Consider the following 17,640-nt stretch of genomic DNA (forward strand, 5'->3'; position numbering starts at 1 on the left):
AGCCAGCGCTTTCGGGCATGCCGGTTCGATGCCGGCCTGGGGCACCATTTTTTTAGATTTTTCGAAAGGTCGAAGGTGCCGGCATCAAAACCGTCCTGCGGCTCCGGACTCACGTTTCCTACGGGTGTGTAGCTCAACCAGGCAGAGTAGCGGCCTCCAAAGCCGAAGGTTAGAAGTTCGATTCTTCTCGCGCCCGCCAGCGATTTCCGGCGGTGTACCCCAGTGGTCGAAGGGAGCGGATTGCAAATCCGCCTGCGTCAGCACGCGTCAGTTCGAATCTGACCACCGCCTCCATCTCATTGCTTTCAGCGCCTGTAGCTCAGCCAGGAAAGAGCGCTGGGCTTCTACCCCAGTTTGTCGGCCGTTCGAATCGGCCCAGGCGCGCCACATTCCCCGTTCAACCAACCTCAAGGAGATTTGCCATGACAGCCAGAAACACAGCGGCCTCCAGGAGGATGGCCAAACGGACGACCACACCCCGCAACCGCATTGTTCGTGCCCTGCTGCGCGGTATCGCCGCCGCCGGCAGCGCGCGGCATCGTCATGCCTTGGAGAAGCGAGGGCATGCACAAGATGACCGTGACCTGGATCAGCGTGTCCGCGAATGCGGCGAGTGGTGAGCCCACCTGATTTCCCGCCTCCCTTATTCCACGATAGCTCAGCTGGTAGAGCGCGCGACTGTTAATCGCGTCGTCCCTGGTTCGACCCCAGGTCGTGGAGCCAATTTTTTTTCATAGCCGCATAGCTCAGTGGTAGAGCAGTGCCTTGATAAGGCACAGGTCGCTGGTTCGATGCCGGCTGCGGCTACCAGTTTCTTTTTTTTCGGTGCAAGTGGCGCAGTTGGCAGCGCAGCGGGATGTGACCCCGCGGGTCACCGGTTCGAGTCCGGTCTTGCACCCCACTCCAATGCGGGCATAGCTCAGAGGCAGAGCAACCGGCTTTTAACCGGTAGGTCGAGATTTCGAAATTCTCTGTCCGCACCATTCGCCATTCAGCGCTTCGTTGTTCAGCTCTTTAGCTCAGCAGGTAGAGCAGCGCCCTTACAAGGCGATGGTCGGGAGTTCGATCCTCTCAAGAGCTACCAAATTCATTCATTTCACCTTACAGGAGGCCACGATGCATCACGTTCTGCAGCTCGACATCCAGGGGACGCCCCAGGCCTGGATCACGGCTGAAGATGCGGCGTTGCACTATGCCACCGGTACTGTGGCGTGGGAGGAGGGTGACAGCCCCCTCGCCACGCTTCGCGGTGGGTGGAATGTGGCGCGTGGCCGGCAATCGCTGATGGTCATTCAGCCCATCATTGCCCTGCGCGGTTCGCCGCGGCGCAACCTGTTTGAGGTCACGCCGGCCGTGTCGAAACCCAAGCTGTTGCGCCGGGACCGCTGCACCTGCGCCTACTGCGCTCAGATCTTCCTCGAAAAAGATCTCGAAGCCGAGCACATCATTCCCGACAGCAAGGGTGGAGCCTACAGCTGGACCAACCTGGTCAGTGCATGCCGGTCGTGCAACGCACGCAAAGGCGCCCGCACCCCCGAGCAGGCTGGAATGCCGCTGGTCTACTTGCCTTACGTTCCGTCGCTGTGGGAAGACTTCCTGCTGCGCGGCCGCAATGTACGGGCCGACGTCCATGAGTGGCTGGCCGCCCGGCTGCCCAAGGAATCCAGGCTGAATTGAGTTCAGCAGCCGAAGCGGCGCGTCGCGAAAGTGGTGCGCCGCTTTTTTATTCCTGATAGTTCCCTGGATCATCGGCATGCTGTCCAGCATGCCTGTGCGCGGCCCACGGCCGCCGCCATATGGCAGGATCGGCCCGGACTCACGGCTGCAGAAGACAACAGGCTATCTGCCTTTAAGATCAACCCGATGAGGTACTGGCGGTGACTGGTCTTGGGGAGAATTCCTGTGCCAGGAATGACTCATCCGTATCATCAGTTCGGGCTGCTATCTGTTTTGAGCGTTACTGCCTTGTATTGAACCCTAATGATTTTTGACAACGACCGTTTTGACGCTGCCATCATCGACCTGGACGGCACCATGGTCGATACCCTGGGCGACTTTGTGGCTGCCCTCAACCTGATGCTGGCCGAAATGCTGCCGGGCCACCTGCCGGCGTTTGCGCTTGATGCTGCAGCAGTGGAGCGCATGGTTGGAAAAGGCTCGGAGCATCTCGTCAGGACCACGCTGAAATATGTCCAGGAGAAGATGGGCATTGCGCTGGCAGCTATCGATTTAATAGCGCTTTACGATGCGGCCTACGTCGCTTACCAACGGCATTACACCCGCATCAATGGCCGGCACTCTGCGGTTTATCCGGGTGTCCTGGAAGGCTTGCATGTGTTGCAGCAGGACGGACTGCGGCTTGCCTGCCTGACCAACAAACCCCTGGCGTTTGCCCGCGAACTGCTCAAGCTCAAAGGCCTCGACGGCTTTTTTACCCAGGTTTTTGGCGGGGATTCATTCGAGCGCAAAAAGCCAGATCCGCTGCCCTTGCTGAGAACCTGCGAATGCCTCGGCACTTCGCCTGCCCGCACGCTGATGATCGGCGACTCCAGCAACGATGCCCGGGCCGCCCGGGCCGCGGGCTGTCCGGTGTTGCTGGTGACGTATGGGTATAACCATGGCGAGCCGGTTCGCGCTGTGGACGCCGATGGCTTCATTGACTCGCTGGCGGAGCTGCGGCTCCAGAAATGACAACGGGGCTTGCGCCCCGTTGAGAGAGTGTGACTTGCGCCGCTTCAGGCGGGTTTGCCGAGCATCGCGTCCTTCAGTTTCCAGTCGGCCGGTTGCGGGCCCAGCCAGATGCGCAGAAGTGCGGTGAAGAACTCTGCTTCCTTGAATGGATCGCCTTGCGGTTTGCCTTTGACCGTGATGATGGTGCCGGTGCCGGGGATCCAGTCAATGGTGAAGTTGTCCCCGGCCACCAATTTTTTCTGGCTGGCGAATATCTGTCCCATCTTGATCAGCCCGGGAATCAGCTTGGACATCTCGTTTTTTGGCGTGTTTTCTTCAAAGGCTTTGGTGAAGCTCTTGCCGAGCTCGTTCGAATCAATTTCGCGCAGCAGCGTGATGCTGACCCGTTTGGGACCTGGGGCCGCGTAGACCTCTTCAGGAGTCACTGCTTTTTTCCCGAGATAGAGCGCGCCGACATAGACCTTGAAAACCGCTTTATAGCGAACGCCTGCGCCGTTCAGGTGGAGCTTGGCGCCGCTCACCTCGACCGGGTCATCGAGCTTGATGCCTGAAACTTCCATAGGGTCGGCCAGGGCGCTGAACGACAGTACCAAACCGGCCAAGCCAGCCATGCATCGCGTTGTCAAAGTCATGAATTTATCTCCAGATAATAGGGAAAATAGAACGAGCGTTCTTTTTTTTATGGGTTCATTTTGGGTGCGGCTACCCTCCCTTACAAGAGGGTTTGCGAGATAAGCATTACTACCAGTTGTTGTAACTTTGCCAACTGCGCTGGCCTGGAGGCCCTGATGGGCCGCTGTTTGCTACACTTTGTCCTTCATGTTCATTCATCGCGTCATTCAGACAGGTTGTGCAGGCCGGGGAGCCTGGCCCTGGCGTACCTGTCATTTCTCGCACGCCTGAGGCGCACGCGGGCTGGCACACTGCCACTTGCCCGTGTATCTGCCGCGGTTTTTGCGACACCCCCTTGATGCGCTCCGGCCCTGCCGGAGCATCCCGGCCCCATGCTTCGGGGTATTTTGAATGACAGGTGGCTACGCCTTTGAGCGCGTTGCCTCCTTGCGAAGGACTCATCCGTGATCACAGAACTCGAATTTAAAAGCCTGGCCGGCCAGGGCTACAACCGCAKTCCCTTGATGGTCGAGGCGTTTGCCGACCTCGAAACACCTCTTTCCCTTTATCTCAAGCTTGCGCATTCCAGAGACGGCGGCAAGTTCAGCTTCCTGCTGGAATCGGTCGTGGGGGGCGAGCGGTTCGGCCGCTACAGTTTTATCGGCCTTCCCGCGCGCACGCTGGTGCGGGCATCCGGTTTTGGGCCAGATACCCTGACCGAAGTGGTGACGGACGGCAAGGTTGTGGAAACCTCCAAAGCCAATCCGCTGGACTTCATCAGCGACTACCAAAAGCRTTTCAAGGTCGCCCTGCGGCCCGGCCTGCCGCGCTTTTGCGGCGGCCTGGCGGGGTACTTCGGCTACGACACCGTGCGTTACGTCGAAAAGAAACTCGAAGCCTCCTGTCCGCCGGACACGCTGGGCTGCCCCGACATCCTGTTGCTGCAGTGTGAAGAGCTCGCCGTGATCGACAACCTGTCGGGCAAGCTTTACCTGATTGTTTATGCCGACCCGGCGAGGCCGGAGGCGTATGCCAATGCCAAAAAGCGCCTGCGCGAGCTCAAGGACCAGCTGAAGTATTCCGTCAGCGCGCCGGTGGTGAAACCGTCGCAGAGTTATCCGGCCGAGCGCGATTTTGCCAAGGCAGACTACATTGCCGCCGTGGAACGCGCCAAGCGGCTGATCGAGGCGGGCGACTTCATGCAGGTGCAGGTCGGCCAGCGCATCAAGAAGCGCTACACCGAGTCGCCGCTGAGCCTGTACCGCGCACTGCGTTCACTGAACCCCTCGCCTTACATGTACTACTACCACTTCGGAGACTTCCATGTTGTGGGTGCATCTCCCGAAATTCTGGTGCGCCAGGAAAAAATCGACGACGGGCAGAAAATCACCATCCGGCCGTTGGCGGGCACGCGGCCCCGAGCCTCTTCGCCGGAGGCCGACAAGGCCGTGGAGCACGAACTGGTGAACGACCCCAAAGAGCGTGCCGAGCACGTGATGCTGATTGACCTGGCGCGCAACGATATTGGCCGCATCGCCAAAACCGGCACGGTGAAAGTCACCGAAGCCTTCGCGGTCGAGCGCTACAGCCACGTGATGCACATCGTCAGCAATGTGGAGGGCACGCTGCTTGACGGCATGTCGAGCATGGACGTGCTCAAGGCCACCTTCCCGGCCGGCACGCTCACCGGCGCGCCCAAGGTCCATGCCATGGAGCTGATCGACCAGCTTGAGCCGACCAAGCGGGGCCTCTACGGCGGCGCCTGCGGTTACCTCAGCTATGCCGGCGACATGGATGTCGCCATTGCGATCCGCACCGGCATTATCAAGGACCAGATGCTGTATGTGCAGGCGGCGGCCGGTGTGGTGGCCGATTCGGTGGCTGAACTTGAATGGAAAGAAACCGAAGCCAAGGCGCGCGCGCTGCTGCGGGCATCCGAGCTAGTCGAGGAGGGCCTGGAATGAGCCAGCCAACCCACGCAGGCATCGAGCATTGCCACAGCATGGCCGACGTGCGCCGCAACATCGACGCGCTGGACGAGCGCATCGTGCCGCTGATCGCCGAGCGCAGCGCTTATGTGGCACAGGCGGCGAGCATCAAGCAGAACGCGGATCAGGTGTACGACCAGGCTCGCATCGATTTCATCATCGAGCGCGTGCGCGCACAGGCCCGCAAAGCCGGCGCCCCCGAGGCCATCGTGGAGGCTGCTTACCGCGCCATGATTGCCGCATCCATTGACTTTGAGCGCGGCGAATTCACACGCCTGCGCCAGGAGACCTGAATCATGAAGCACAAACTCTTGATGATCGACAACTACGACAGCTTCACCTACAACATCGTCCAGTATTTTGGCGAGCTGGGAGCGGAGGTGGAAGTTTTTCGGAACGACGAAATCACGGTAGCCGGTATCGCCGAGCGCGCGCCAGACCTGCTGGTGGTGTCGCCTGGCCCCTGCTCGCCGGCGGTGGCCGGCATTTCCGTCGCGGCCATCCAGCACTTTGCCGGCAAGCTGCCGATTCTGGGTRTGTGCCTGGGCCACCAGGCCATTGGCGAGGCCTTCGGCGGCAAAATCGTGCGCGCGCAGCAGCTCATGCACGGCAAGACCAGTGTCATCACCACCACGCAGCAGGGCGTGTTCGCCGGGCTACCCGAGCAGTTTGTGGTGAACCGCTACCACTCTCTGGCCATCGAAAAGTCTTCATGCCCCGACGTGCTGACTGTCACGGCGCGAACCGACGACGGCGAGATCATGGGTGTGCGCCACACGGAGTTGCCGATCCAGGGTGTGCAGTTCCATCCGGAATCCATCCTCACCGAGCACGGCCACGCCATGCTGAAGAACTTCCTGGAGCAAACAGCATGACCTGCGTTGCTATTGTTTTTATAGCTGCTGACGCAGATTTTAAAAGGGCTGGAGGCCGAAATGACTATTGATTTGAGAAGCGACACCGTCACCCGGCCCACGCAAGCCATGCGTGAGGCCATGCAAGCGGCGCCACTGGGGGACGACGTTTTTGGCGACGACCCCAGCGTCAACGCGCTGCAGGAAAAAATCGCCGGCCTGCTGGGCTTTGAAGCGGCCCTGTTTGTGCCCACAGGCACGCAAAGCAATCTCTGCGCGATCTTGAGCCACTGCCAGCGCGGTGACGAATACATCGTCGGCCAGCTGGCGCATTGTTACCGCTGGGAAGGCGGCGGCGCGGCGGTGTTCGGCAGTGTGCAGCCGCAGCCGCTGAACCACCAGCCCGACGGCACGCTGGCCCTGGCCGACATTGAAGCCGCGATCAAACCCGACGACGCGCATTTCGCGCGCACCCGCTTGCTTGCGCTGGAAAACACGCTGGGCGGCAAGTTGCTGCCGATGGCTTATGTCGAGCAGGCGACCACACTGGCCAAAAGCAAGGGCTTGTCACGGCACTTGGACGGCGCGCGCCTTTTCAATGCCGCCACGGCCCAGGCTGAGCAGACCGGCGGTGAGGTGAAAGCGGAAGCCCGCCGCATCGCCCAGTGTTTTGATTCGGTGTCGATCTGCTTCAGCAAGGGGCTGGGCGCCCCGGTGGGCTCGGCCCTGTGCGGCTCCAAGGAGTTCATTGCCCGCGCGCACCGCGTGCGCAAGATGGCCGGCGGCGCGATGCGCCAGGCCGGCCTGCTGGCGGCCGCGGCTTCTTACGCGCTGGACCACCACGTCGACCGGCTGGCGCAAGACCATGCACTGGCCCGCCGTCTGGCCGACGGGCTCGCTGGCATTCCGGAACTGCAGGTGGTGGCGCCCGATACCAATATCGTCTTTGCCGATGTTGTGGGTGGCACGCGAGAGCGCATGAACGCGCTGCTGGCCAGCCTGGCTGCGCACGGCATAGATGCCAACACCGGCATGTACCGCCTGCGTTTTGTCACGCACCTGGATGTGGACACCGCCGGCGTAGACCGCGCTGTGGCCGCCATCCGGCAATTCTTCAACCATTAGGAGTACGCCATGCCTGACTTTCAACACCTGTTGATTTTCATCGCGGCTGGCTGGCTGCTGAACCTGACGCCGGGCCCGGACGTGCTTTATATCGTGACCAATTCACTGCGCTCGGGCGCGCGCGCCGGCATTGTTGCCGGCCTCGGCATTACGGCTGGTTGCTTCGTCCACATCTTCGCGGCGRCCGTGGGCGTCGGTGCCTTGCTTGCGACTTCGGCCACGGCATTTACCGTGCTTAAGTGGATAGGCGCGGCGTACCTGCTGTGGATAGGCGCGAAAATTTTGTTTTCCAGGGCGCCGCAGGCCACCACCGACCTCGCCGCGGCGGCTGCCGCCCAGCCGGAGCGGCGCCTGAAAGCCGTCTTCATGGGAGGCTTCTGGACCAATGTGCTGAACCCCAAGGTGGCGATTTTTTTCCTGGCCTTCGTGCCGCAGTTCATCGCGCCCGGCACTGACAACAAGGCCCTGGCCTTTGTGTTGTTGGGCGTGCTGTTCAATTTGAACGCCATCCCGGTCAATTCGGGCTGGGCCCTGGCGGCTGCCTGGATGGCCCGGCGCGATGCCGTGCAGCGCGGCATGCACTGGCTGGACCGCGCGGCCGGCGCCATGTTCATCGCATTCGGCCTCAAGCTGGCCTTTACCGATCATCCGGCCAACTGAACCGGTTCTATATAGCTCCAGAACGAAGAAGCGAGACGCGTCATGCCCAACACCCACAAGATCACGCCGCAAGAAGCCCTGCAGCGCACCATCGAGCACCGCGAAATCTTCCACGACGAGATGCTGCACATCATGCGGCTGATCATGAGCGGCGAGATGTCGCCCGTCATGATGGCTGCGCTCATCACCGGCCTGCGCGTGAAGAAAGAAACCATCGGCGAGATCACGGCCGCCGCGCAGGTGATGCGCGAGTTTTCGACCAAGGTCAATGTGGCCGACAAAACCCATCTGGTCGACATCGTCGGCACCGGTGGTGACGGCTCGCACACCTTCAACATCTCGACCTGTTCCATGTTTGTGGCGGCGGCAGCCGGCGCCAAGGTCAGCAAGCACGGCGGGCGCAGTGTCAGCAGCAAGTCGGGCAGCGCCGACGTGATCGAGTCGCTGGGCATCCATATCGGCCTGTCGCCCGAAGCCATTGCGAAGTGCATCGACGAGGTCGGTGTGGGCTTCATGTTCGCACCCAACCACCATCCTGCCATGAAGAACGTTGCGCCCATCCGCAAGGAACTCGGCGTGCGCACCATCTTCAATATCCTGGGCCCCTTGACCAACCCGGCCAGTGCACCCAACATCCTGATGGGCGTGTTTCATTCGGACCTGGTTGGTATCCAGGTCCGCGCTTTGCAGCGCCTGGGTGCCGAGCACGCGCTGGTGGTCTACGGCAAGGACGGCATGGACGAGGTCAGCCTGGGCGCGGCTACTGTGGTCGGCGAGCTCAAGAACGGCGAAATCACCGAATACGAAATCCACCCTGAAGACTTCGACATGCCTATGGCCAGCAATCGCGCGTTGCGCGTGGAAACGCCCGAGCAGTCGAAGGCCATGCTGCAGGGTGTACTCGACAACCAGCCGGGTGCTGCGCGCGACATTGTGGTCCTGAACGCCGGGGCGGCGCTGTATGCCGCCAATGTGGCCGATTCCATGAAGGCTGGCATCGTGCTGGCCCGCGCTGCGCTGGAGTCGGGCGCGGCCAGGGCCAAGCTCGATCAGCTGGTCAGCCACAGCCAGAAGCTCGCCTGACGGCTTGCCGGCGGCGCATGGCTGCGCAGCTATCTATTCCCGTGCGGTCACGCGCGCGTCGGTTGCGGCAAAATGCAGGCCGACCGTGCTGCCTGGCTCGGCCACGCTCAGCAGGGCGTCACTGAACACCAGCAGTTCACCCAGCGGCGTGAGCACCACGCTTTCGATCCGGCTACCCAGGTAAGCCTGCCGCAGGACTTTTCCTGTCAGTGTGCTTGCTTCCAGTTCGCCGATACGGATGCGGTGTGGGCGTATGGCCAGGGCCACGGCGCCGTCCGGCATGCCTGGCGGCGGGACAACCCGCACATCAACCTGGTCGGCGCGGAAGAAATGCTGGCCTTGCACTGTGACCAGCTCGCCGTTGATCAGGTTGGCGTCGCCGATGAAGTCCGCCACAAAACTTGAGACGGGCGCCTCGTACAAATCGCGCGGCGCGCCCATCGTCGCAATGCGTCCCTTTTGCATGACCACAATGCGGTCTGACACCGCCAGCGCCTCTTCCTGGTCGTGCGTGACGTAAACCACGGTGAGTTGCAGGTTCTGCTGAAGGTCGCGGATATCCTGGCGTACCTTGCGGCGCAGTTTGGCATCCAGGTTCGACAAGGGTTCGTCAAACATCAGCACGGCCGGCTCCAGCACCAGTGACCGTGCCACTGCCACGCGCTGCTGCTGCCCACCGGACAGCTCCGACGAGAGCCGATCGGCGTAGTCGGCAATGCCGAGCAGGTCCATTTTGGTTTTTGCCAACGCCACGGCCTGCGGTTTCTTCATGCCGGAGGCGAGCAGGCCGTAGCACACGTTCTCCAGCGCGCTCATGTGCGGGAACAACGCATAAGACTGGAAAACCAGGCTCACGTCGCGCTGGTTCGCCGACCTGCCGGTGACGTCCCGGCCATCGATGCGGATCACGCCCTCGGAAGGTAGCTCGAGGCCTGCGATCAGCCGCAGCAGTGTTGTCTTGCCGCAACCGGAAGGCCCCAGCAGGGTCACCAGCTCTGCCTTGTCGATGGTGAGGTCAAGTGGATGCAGCGCAACCACCTTGCCGAAACGCTTGACGACGCCTTGAAACTCCACTGCGGCGGGGGACGGGTTCATGGCAGGGCCTGCTTAAAAAAAAGTGAAACGAAAAAGATGTGACGATGACCCAGAGGCTCAGGCGGTGGACACCGCGCGCCGCCCCAGCTCCGCATTGCCGATGAAACGCTGGATGAGCAGGACGCAGGCCAGCATGATCACGATAAGCACCGACGAATAGGCAATGGCGAGCGCGTACTCGCCGACTTCGACACGCCCCGCGATATAGACCGTCGAAAGGTTGTGCTGGGCGGTCGCCAGGAAGATCACTGCGCTGACGGCCGTGATGGCGTGCGTAAAACTGAACACAAGGCTGGCAATGATGGCGGGACGCAGCAGCGGAAGGATGACCCGCGCGAACGTGCGCGATGTGCTCGCGCGCAGCGTGGCGGAGGCTTCGTCGAGCGAACGATCGAGCTGCGACAGGGCCGAGACCGTGGCCCGCACACCCACCGGCATGTTGCGAAACACCAGACACAGCACGATGATGGCGAAGGTGCCGGTGAATTCAAGCGGCGGCACGTTGAAGGCGACGATGTAGGCAACACCGATCACGGTGCCGGGCACGGCGAAGTTCACCATGGTCAGGAATTCGAAGGCGCGCCGGCCCTTGAAGACGTGGCGGCTTACGACATAGCCTCCCAGCAAGCCCAGCGCGGTGGTAAGAGGTGCGGCAACAGCCGCGACGCCGAGCGTGGTGAAGAGGCTGTTCCACGCCGAGCCCGAAAACACCAGGCCACCTGCGCCCCAACTCAGGCCAAAGCCAGTCTCGAAGTGCTGCAGCGAAGGTGTCAGGTCGAACCTTCCGATGTCCTTGACTACGCCGCCGATCAGGATGATGCCGTACGACAGCACCGTCAGCACGCCCCAGGGAAGGACCAGCGCCAGTGCGCCCCACTTGACGCCTGTGGGCAGCGCGGCGGGCAGGCCACTGTCGCCTTTTCCGCTCACGGATGTGTAGGAGGCCTTGCCGATCCAGCGCTGTTGCAGTGCAAAGATGCCGACCGTCAGCAGCAGCAGCGTGACGGCGAGGATAGCCGCGCGTGATGCATCGTGCTGCGCGCCGGCAATGGCGAAGAAAATTTTCGTCGACAGTACCTCGAAATTTCCCGAGAGCACCAGCGGATTGGCGAAGTCCGCCAGGCTTTCCACAAAACCCAGCAGGAAGGCATTGGCAATGGCAGGGCGCACCAGAGGCCAGGTCACGGTGCGGAACACATGCCATGGCGAACCCCTCAGCACCTGGCCCGCTTCTTCAAGCGTCGGGCTGACGAGGCGCAGCGCACCGCTGATCAACAGGAAAGCCAGGGGCGTAAAGCACACCACTTGCGCCAGCAGTACGCCGGGCAGGCCATAGATCCAGCGCGACCGGGCAATGCCGAACCAGTCGCTCATCAGCTGAGTCACGATGCCGGTTCGGCCGAACAGGATGATGATGGCCAGGCCGATGACAAAAGGCGGCGTGACGACCGGCAGGATGGAGAGCACGCGAAGGCTGCCGCGAAAACGCCTGCCGCCCCGCTCGGCCAGCAGGGCCAGCGCGAAACCGAAAAGCGTGCTTCCGATGCCGGCGAGGGTGGCCAGAACGATGGAGTTGATGGCCACGCCGCATCTGACGTTGCCGGCGATGCAGCCCGTGCCCCAGATGTCTTCGCTGAAAAACCGGGCGGCGGCGGTCTGGATCAGCCAGTTGCCCCGCTCGTCCACGAAAGCCGCCAGCAGCATGCGCCCGATCGGGTAGATGACAAAAATGGCCAGCAGCAGCGACAGGATGCAGACGATGCCGGAAATGGCGGCATCGCTCTTGAATGCGCCGGCACGTGTTGCCAGCACGCTTGCGACGGCGGCCAGCACGCACCCGCCGGCAACGTAAGCTGAGCTCTGGGTCCACGGCATCAGAAGCACGCCCGCTGCAATGCCCAGTGCTGCCAGCAGCCAGCTCAGCGGATCAGCCCGCACGCGTGGGGCGGCTGCCATCACTGCAATGGGTGTAGTCAAGGTGTGACGTGATTCATCAGTGAGCAATGGAATTGCGGGATGTGTTCAGCACTCACTTGGGCAGTGCCCCGATGTCCTTGTCCCATTTGCCCAGCAGGCGCGAGCGTTCGGCCGAAGCGCCGTACTTGGCGAAGTTGTAGTCGATCAGTTTGACGTCGGCCAGCTTGGGCGCCTGTGGCGGCAAGGATGCTTTTTTATTGGAGGGGTTCTGGTACGAATGCGCGACCGTGGCAATGTCCTGCGCTTCAGGTGTCAGGGCCCAGTCGTACCATTTTTTGGCGTTGGCCAGATTTTTGGCACCCTTGATGATGCTCATGCTGCCGATCTCGTAGCCCGTACCCTCGCACGGTGCGACCACCTTCAGTGGAGCGCCTGCCACGGCGTGCGTGACGGCGTCGTGCAGAAAGGTGATGCCGATCATGCTTTCGCCGGTGGCTGCCGCACGGGCTGGCGCAGCGCCCGACTTGGTGTATTGGTTGATGTTGCGATGAAGGGCCTTCAGGTAGTCGAAGGCCTTGTCTTCGCCCATGATTTGCACGAGGGTGGCGAGCAGCGTGTAGGAGGTGCCGGACGAGTTGGGGTTGGCGACCTGGACTTCGCCCTTGAACTCCGGCTTGATCAGGTCGGCCCAGCATTTGGGTTCGGGCAATTTGCGTTTGGCCAGCTCGACGGTATTGAAGCTGAACCCCAGGGCGCCTGCATAAACGCCGACCGTGCGGTACTTGGAGGCCTCGGCTTGCTTCACGGCCCAAGGGTGCAGATCAGCCAGCTTCGGCGACTTGTAGGGCTCGGTCAAACCTTCCTCGGCGGCCTGAAGATGAGGGTCGCCCGTGCCACCCCACCACACGTCACCGCGCGGGTTGGCTGCTTCAGCCTTGATCTGGGCGTAAGTTTCGCCCGAGCTCTTGCGTGTCATCGACACCTTGATGCCGGTGGCCTTTTCGAAGGCCGTCACCATGGGCCGGCACCATTCTTCCTGGACGTTGCAGTAAACCACCAGTTCTTCGGCTKCGCGGGCGGGGGACGACATGGCGCAGGCCGCGGCCGCCAGAACCAATCCTGGAAAAAGTGATTTGAATGTGAACTGTTTCATCTGTGTCTCCTTCTTTATGTCGTCAATGGCGCCTGCGGTACGGCGTTGAAGCCACCTTAGCAGCCGTCAGCGCAGCGGTATACCCGTTAAAACGCTTAGTTCCGAAGCCAGTCTGGCGTTGGTCGCCAGCACCGGGTTTCCCTGGGCCAGGCCGTTGTCGGCCCAGAAGTCGTTGACGCGGCCGCCGGCTTCCCGGACCAGTAGCAGGCCGGCTGCGACGTCCCATGAATTGATATGCGCCTCGGCGTAGGCTTCGCATCGCCCGGCGGCCACATAGGCCAGCCCCAGCGCGCCGGAACCCGCGCGGCGCACCGAACAGCCCGCATGCATGCACCGGCTGACCAGCGCGAGGTATGAATCCGGTGATCGGCGCGGAGACCAGCCAATTTCGACGGAAGAGGCGGACAGCTCGACCTGTTCGCTCACCTGAAGCCGCACGCCGTTGCACCACGCGCCGTGGCCGCGTTGCGCAATGAAGAGCTCATCGTGCATGGGCTCATAGATGGCGCCGGCCTCGAGCTCGCCGTTGACCATGAGGCACAGGGAAATGCAGAAGTGCGGGATGGCCCGGGCGAAATTCGCCGTTCCATCCACCGGGTCGACAATCCAGAGGCGAGCTGCGCCGCCGGTTTCTCCTCCTGCTTCTTCCCCCAGCACGGCATCTCCCGGAAAGCGCCGTTCGATCTCCGCGCGCACATACTGTTCTACCGCGCCGTCGGTGACGGTCAGGTAGTCCTGCCGGCCTTTGAGCGAATAGGCAGGCTTGTCCGGCGCGTTGAAGGCGTTGCRCATCATGGCGCCGGCCGAACGGACAATTTCTTCAATGGCATCAGTAAGTGCGGTCATGAGAGGGTGTATGGCTATCCGATGGAGGTACACCTTGTGCGCGAGCCCGGTCAGGCAAGGGCGGTCAAAGCGGGCGAAGGGAAATACTAGTGCCGGGACGCGTCCGGTTGTAGCGGGTTTGCGCTAACACCGCCAAGGCGGACTCCTGCGGGAGGTCTGGCCGCATCTGCCAAAATCGGGGCATGTCCGATATCCTGAACCAAATCATCGCCATCAAACGCCAAGAAATTGCCGATGCCATCCGCCGCAAACCGCTGGACGTGATGCGCGAAGATGCCGAATCGCGTGTCCTGACGCGTGACTTTGTGGGTGCGCTGCGCGCCAAGATCGCAGCGGGTCAGCCCGCGGTGATTGCCGAAATCAAGAAGGCCAGCCCGTCCAAAGGCGTGCTGCGCGCCGACTTCATTCCAGCCGATATCGCGCAAAGCTATGCCGAAGGTGATGGCGAGATCAGCGCCGCCTGCCTTTCGGTGCTGACCGACAAGCAGTTCTTCCAGGGCAGCATTGATTACCTGAAGCAGGCGCGGGCCTCCTGCAGTCTGCCGGTGCTGCGCAAAGACTTCATGGTGGATCCTTACCAGGTGTATGAAGCGCGCGTCATGGGTGCCGATTGCATTCTGTTGATTGCGGCCTGCCTGGACGACGCGCAGATGCAATCGCTTGAAGCGCTGGCGATGTCGCTGGACATGGCGGTGCTGGTCGAGGTACACGACGAAGCCGAACTGGAGCGTGCGCTCAAGCTCAAGACGCCGCTGATCGGCATCAACAACCGCAACCTCAAAACTTTCGAGGTCTCGCTGGACACCACGCTGGGCATGCTGGCCAGGGTGCCGGCGGACCGCCTGCTGATTACCGAGTCGGGCATTGCCACGCCAGCGGACGTGCAGCGCATGCGCCAGGCAGGTGTGAATGCATTCCTGGTCGGCGAGGCATTCATGCGCGCGGAAGAACCCGGCCTTGCGCTGGCTCAATTGTTCGGTAAAAGATAGGCTGTAAAGCCATGAACCAGCTGCTTGACGCCATGAAGGCGCCCTTGCCCAATCGGCTCACCACTGCTGACCCCGCCGCATGGCCGGTGGCGCCCGGCTGGCGGCCGACTACCGATGCATTTTTTGGCAGTCCGACCGGCCAGAGGTTGCTGGGCTTTTTGCGAGGCCGCCTGGCGGAAGGCGCGACGATCTTCCCGCCCCAGCCGCTGCGCGCGCTGGAGCTCACGCCGCCCGAAGACGTGCGCGTGGTCATCCTCGGCCAGGATCCGTACCATGGGTTGGGGCAGGCCGAGGGACTGGCGTTTTCCGTCGCCCCCGGCGTCGCCCTGCCGCCCTCACTGCGCAATATCTTCAAGGAGCTGCAACGCGACCTGGGTACGCCCCCGCCCCAGTTTCCGGTGCCCGGCGGCAGCCTGGTGAAGTGGGCGACCCATGGGGTGCTGTTGCTCAACACCTGCCTCACAGTTGAGGAAGGGCTGCCGGCCAGCCACGCCGGCAAGGGCTGGGAAGTATTGACCGACACACTGATCCGCCAGGTCGCGGAAGGCGACCACCCGGTGGTCTTCATGCTGTGGGGGGCACATGCCCAGAGCAAGCGGGCATTGATTGATGCGAAGCGCCACAAGGTGCTGGTGGCCAACCACCCGTCGCCGCTGTCGGCGATGCGGCCACCCTTGCCTTTTATCGGTTGCGGCCATTTCTCACAGGCGCGCGAATGGCGTGACGCACATCCGAAGGTCTAGGCTGCTATTGTTTTGATAGCTGCTTGCGCTCGTCCCGCCTGGTCGGAAGGCCGAAAAGTCTTAAATTCTGAAGATGGGCTAAAACTCCGCCGGAAGGCTGCCCACGTAGTCGCGCCGGATATTGACTGTGCTTTGCAGGCCCAGCGCCTCAAAATGACGGCGCAGCCAACGCTTGGCTGCGCCCTGGCCCATCTCAAACAGTTTTTCGATCATGGCCGTGTCGGCCGACATCTTGCTGGACGAGGGCAGGCTTTCCAGCGCCTCGCCGCCGTCGATGCGGTGCAGCAGCAGGCTCTTGTATTTCTCGCCCTCCTGCAAGCGGCCATCGGCCAGCAGGCGGTTGATGAAGTCGATGGTGCGCATCTGGGACAGCAGGCTGGCGTTGAAGGTCAGCTCGTTCACCCGGTCCGCGATGTCGTGAGGCGTGTGGGGAATCTCGGGGCGCCGCAAGGGGTTGATCTGCACAACAATGATGTCGCGGCTGCTGCAATCACTGATGAGCGGCAGCAGCGAGGGATTGCTCGAGAACCCGCCATCCCAATAGTGCTGGTCATCGATTTCAACCGCCTGAAACAGCGTGGGCAGGCAGGTGGAAGCCATCACCGCCTGCAAAGTCAGGCGCTTGCCGGCAAAGATCTCTGCCCGACCGGTGGTGACATGGGTCGCCGATACGAAGGCCTTGGTTGTGTGCATGGCCGCAATGGCGTGAAAGTCGATTTCTGCCTCCAGCAGTTTGCGCAAAGGGTTGATGTCCAGCGGATTGGACTGGTAGGGTGACATCCACTGTGTCATTGCGCTATTCATTAAGTTTGCACTCACTTTATTGGCGGCCCAGCCCCCAATGAGCATCTTGCTGATGCTGTCAGCCATGGAGCCGAGGCTGCCCATGGCGGCAACGCCCTGCCAGACCCGGCTGAGGGACGCACGTGCCGCCTCCCGCGGGTTGGTTTTTTCGGGGGAGTTGTCTTTTTGGGCGGTAGCGAATCCGTGTGCCAGCGCCACGGCGTTGACCGCCCCGGCGCTGGCGCCGCTGATGCCGTCAAACTCGATGCGCTCGTCCGCCAGCAGGGCATCCAGCACCCCCCAGGTGAATGCGCCGTGTGATCCGCCACCTTGCAAAGCAAGATTGACCCGGCGCAGGGAAGACGGCTCAGCGGGGGAGGAGGGAAGTGCGGGTACGGTGACAGTGCTCATGAGTAGACGGTCTCACGTTATCCAGGTTGGCCGGTGGCGCGGGAGGGTGCCCGGGACGGCAATATCCATGCGATTCACTCTGGCATTGATGAAAGGCTGACACATCATGCCCGAAGCCTGGCCGCAGCCGCCATGGGAGGGCGGCAGGGTCTGGGGATTAGGGCCGGACCGGGTTATGCCGCGTTTTCGGGGGGCTTTCCGCGGTACCCAGGGGCATCCCGGGGTGAAGGTGTGGTCGGGAGATGCGCTGGCGAGGCATGCGGCAGCTTTTTTAATGCTTTTTGCCATGCCTTGGCATTTCGTCCGACATAAAACCGTGGCATAATCCGAGGTTCGCTTGAAGGATGGGTGCCCGAGTGGCTAAAGGGGGCAGACTGTAAATCTGTTGGCTAACGCCTACGCTGGTTCGAATCCAGCCTCATCCACCAGATTTTGTTTTGATTTTGGCAAGCGGGCGGCGCAAGAAAGTCGCGTAAAGCGTGTTTTGGGTCGTGAGTGATTTTGGTGTGAGTTGAATTGGCAGAGCTGCGCGGGAGTAGTTCAATGGTAGAACCCTAGCCTTCCAAGCTAATGACGCGGGTTCGATTCCCGTCTCCCGCTCCATAAAGCTGCTTTATGGTTCTGCTTTTGAATCTTGCGCCAGATTGCAATTTTGGTTTTGAGTTCAGCCCTTTTGGCTCAGTGGTAGAG

The 17,640-nt window shown here is 61.7% G+C and carries 17 protein-coding genes and 10 tRNA genes; 21 read left to right on the forward strand and 6 right to left on the reverse strand.

The features are described from left to right. The first annotated feature begins 122 nt into the window (after positions 1 to 122). The 11 genes from AC1D1X_RS01900 (at position 123) to gph (ending at position 2,691) form a co-directional block, all read left to right on the forward strand. Positions 123 to 199 (forward strand) — tRNA-Trp (locus AC1D1X_RS01900). Between the two features lie 9 nt (positions 200 to 208). Further along, a tRNA-Cys gene (locus AC1D1X_RS01905) sits at positions 209 to 294 on the forward strand. Between the two features lie 14 nt (positions 295 to 308). Beyond that, positions 309 to 387: transfer RNA gene (locus AC1D1X_RS01910), tRNA-Arg, on the forward strand. Positions 388 to 422: 35 nt separating this feature from the next. Continuing rightward, the gene (locus AC1D1X_RS01915; RefSeq protein WP_477670721.1) at positions 423 to 620 is read left to right on the forward strand and encodes a hypothetical protein; all 198 of its coding nucleotides are present in this window, start codon (positions 423 to 425) and stop codon (positions 618 to 620) included. Between the two features lie 27 nt (positions 621 to 647). Continuing rightward, positions 648 to 723: transfer RNA gene (locus AC1D1X_RS01920), tRNA-Asn, on the forward strand. A 12-nt stretch (positions 724 to 735) separates the two neighbouring features. Beyond that, a tRNA-Ile gene (locus AC1D1X_RS01925) sits at positions 736 to 810 on the forward strand. A gap of 15 nt (positions 811 to 825) precedes the next feature. Beyond that, positions 826 to 901: transfer RNA gene (locus tag AC1D1X_RS01930), tRNA-His, on the forward strand. A gap of 7 nt (positions 902 to 908) precedes the next feature. After that, a tRNA-Lys gene (locus tag AC1D1X_RS01935) sits at positions 909 to 983 on the forward strand. Between the two features lie 25 nt (positions 984 to 1,008). Next, positions 1,009 to 1,084: transfer RNA gene (locus tag AC1D1X_RS01940), tRNA-Val, on the forward strand. A 32-nt stretch (positions 1,085 to 1,116) separates the two neighbouring features. Continuing rightward, complete coding sequence (locus tag AC1D1X_RS01945; protein WP_477670722.1) at positions 1,117 to 1,677, forward strand: HNH endonuclease; 561 nt, start codon at positions 1,117 to 1,119, stop codon at positions 1,675 to 1,677. A 303-nt stretch (positions 1,678 to 1,980) separates the two neighbouring features. Continuing rightward, complete coding sequence (gph, locus tag AC1D1X_RS01950; RefSeq protein WP_477670723.1) at positions 1,981 to 2,691, forward strand: phosphoglycolate phosphatase; 711 nt, start codon at positions 1,981 to 1,983, stop codon at positions 2,689 to 2,691. A gap of 44 nt (positions 2,692 to 2,735) precedes the next feature. On the opposite strand, the gene AC1D1X_RS01955 is transcribed toward gph, so the two are convergent. Then, positions 2,736 to 3,323, reverse strand: a complete 588-nt coding sequence (locus AC1D1X_RS01955; RefSeq protein ID WP_457282294.1) for a chalcone isomerase family protein — start codon at positions 3,321 to 3,323, stop codon at positions 2,736 to 2,738. A gap of 444 nt (positions 3,324 to 3,767) precedes the next feature. Between AC1D1X_RS01955 and trpE the strand changes: the two genes are divergently transcribed. The 6 genes from trpE to trpD are packed head-to-tail and all read left to right on the forward strand — an operon-like array spanning position 3,768 to position 9,013. Then, positions 3,768 to 5,267: an anthranilate synthase component I gene (trpE, locus tag AC1D1X_RS01960; RefSeq protein ID WP_477697750.1), complete on the forward strand. Its 1,500-nt coding sequence runs from the start codon at positions 3,768 to 3,770 to the stop codon at positions 5,265 to 5,267. After that, positions 5,264 to 5,584 (forward strand): chorismate mutase, encoded by a 321-nt coding sequence (locus tag AC1D1X_RS01965; RefSeq protein WP_477670725.1) that lies wholly within the window; start codon positions 5,264 to 5,266, stop codon positions 5,582 to 5,584. Before trpE ends, AC1D1X_RS01965 begins: the two co-directional genes overlap by 4 nt. Before the next feature lie 3 nt (positions 5,585 to 5,587). Continuing rightward, the gene (locus AC1D1X_RS01970) at positions 5,588 to 6,166 is read left to right on the forward strand and encodes an aminodeoxychorismate/anthranilate synthase component II (RefSeq protein WP_477697751.1); all 579 of its coding nucleotides are present in this window, start codon (positions 5,588 to 5,590) and stop codon (positions 6,164 to 6,166) included. A 60-nt stretch (positions 6,167 to 6,226) separates the two neighbouring features. Beyond that, on the forward strand, positions 6,227 to 7,270 hold the full coding sequence (gene ltaE / locus AC1D1X_RS01975) for a low-specificity L-threonine aldolase (protein WP_477670727.1): 1,044 nt from the start codon (positions 6,227 to 6,229) through the stop codon (positions 7,268 to 7,270). Between the two features lie 9 nt (positions 7,271 to 7,279). After that, positions 7,280 to 7,930 carry a LysE family translocator gene (locus AC1D1X_RS01980; protein WP_477697752.1) on the forward strand — a complete coding sequence of 217 codons (651 nt, stop codon included), beginning with the start codon at positions 7,280 to 7,282 and terminating at the stop codon, positions 7,928 to 7,930. A 42-nt stretch (positions 7,931 to 7,972) separates the two neighbouring features. Further along, positions 7,973 to 9,013: an anthranilate phosphoribosyltransferase gene (gene trpD / locus AC1D1X_RS01985; RefSeq protein ID WP_477670729.1), complete on the forward strand. Its 1,041-nt coding sequence runs from the start codon at positions 7,973 to 7,975 to the stop codon at positions 9,011 to 9,013. Between the two features lie 33 nt (positions 9,014 to 9,046). Here the strand turns inward: trpD and AC1D1X_RS01990 are convergent, their stop codons facing one another. The 4 genes from AC1D1X_RS01990 to AC1D1X_RS02005 all read right to left on the reverse strand — a co-directional run bounded on the left by AC1D1X_RS01990 (position 9,047) and on the right by AC1D1X_RS02005 (position 14,024). After that, a complete protein-coding gene (locus AC1D1X_RS01990) occupies positions 9,047 to 10,108 on the reverse strand; it encodes an ABC transporter ATP-binding protein (RefSeq protein ID WP_477670730.1) in 1,062 nt (353 codons plus the stop codon). Between the two features lie 57 nt (positions 10,109 to 10,165). Next, positions 10,166 to 12,085 (reverse strand): ABC transporter permease, encoded by a 1,920-nt coding sequence (locus tag AC1D1X_RS01995; RefSeq protein WP_477670731.1) that lies wholly within the window; start codon positions 12,083 to 12,085, stop codon positions 10,166 to 10,168. Positions 12,086 to 12,137: 52 nt separating this feature from the next. Continuing rightward, positions 12,138 to 13,178 carry an ABC transporter substrate-binding protein gene (locus AC1D1X_RS02000; protein WP_477697753.1) on the reverse strand — a complete coding sequence of 347 codons (1,041 nt, stop codon included), beginning with the start codon at positions 13,176 to 13,178 and terminating at the stop codon, positions 12,138 to 12,140. Between the two features lie 66 nt (positions 13,179 to 13,244). After that, entirely contained in the window at positions 13,245 to 14,024 is a 780-nt protein-coding gene (locus AC1D1X_RS02005; RefSeq protein WP_477697754.1) for an inositol monophosphatase family protein, read from the reverse strand. A gap of 182 nt (positions 14,025 to 14,206) precedes the next feature. Between AC1D1X_RS02005 and trpC the strand changes: the two genes are divergently transcribed. Both trpC and AC1D1X_RS02015 read left to right on the forward strand, forming a co-directional pair. Next, positions 14,207 to 15,013: an indole-3-glycerol phosphate synthase TrpC gene (gene trpC, locus AC1D1X_RS02010; RefSeq protein ID WP_477670734.1), complete on the forward strand. Its 807-nt coding sequence runs from the start codon at positions 14,207 to 14,209 to the stop codon at positions 15,011 to 15,013. A gap of 11 nt (positions 15,014 to 15,024) precedes the next feature. Continuing rightward, entirely contained in the window at positions 15,025 to 15,756 is a 732-nt protein-coding gene (locus AC1D1X_RS02015) for a uracil-DNA glycosylase (protein ID WP_477670735.1), read from the forward strand. 78 nt (positions 15,757 to 15,834) lie between these two features. On the opposite strand, the gene AC1D1X_RS02020 is transcribed toward AC1D1X_RS02015, so the two are convergent. Beyond that, positions 15,835 to 16,950 (reverse strand): patatin-like phospholipase family protein, encoded by a 1,116-nt coding sequence (locus AC1D1X_RS02020; RefSeq protein WP_457282281.1) that lies wholly within the window; start codon positions 16,948 to 16,950, stop codon positions 15,835 to 15,837. A 342-nt stretch (positions 16,951 to 17,292) separates the two neighbouring features. On the opposite strand from AC1D1X_RS02020, the gene AC1D1X_RS02025 reads away from it, so the two are divergent. Then, positions 17,293 to 17,378, forward strand: a tRNA-Tyr gene (locus AC1D1X_RS02025). 101 nt (positions 17,379 to 17,479) lie between these two features. Continuing rightward, positions 17,480 to 17,553: transfer RNA gene (locus tag AC1D1X_RS02030), tRNA-Gly, on the forward strand. Positions 17,554 to 17,640 lie beyond the last annotated feature (87 nt).

This window comes from Polaromonas sp. P1_G4 (assembly GCF_056405475.1).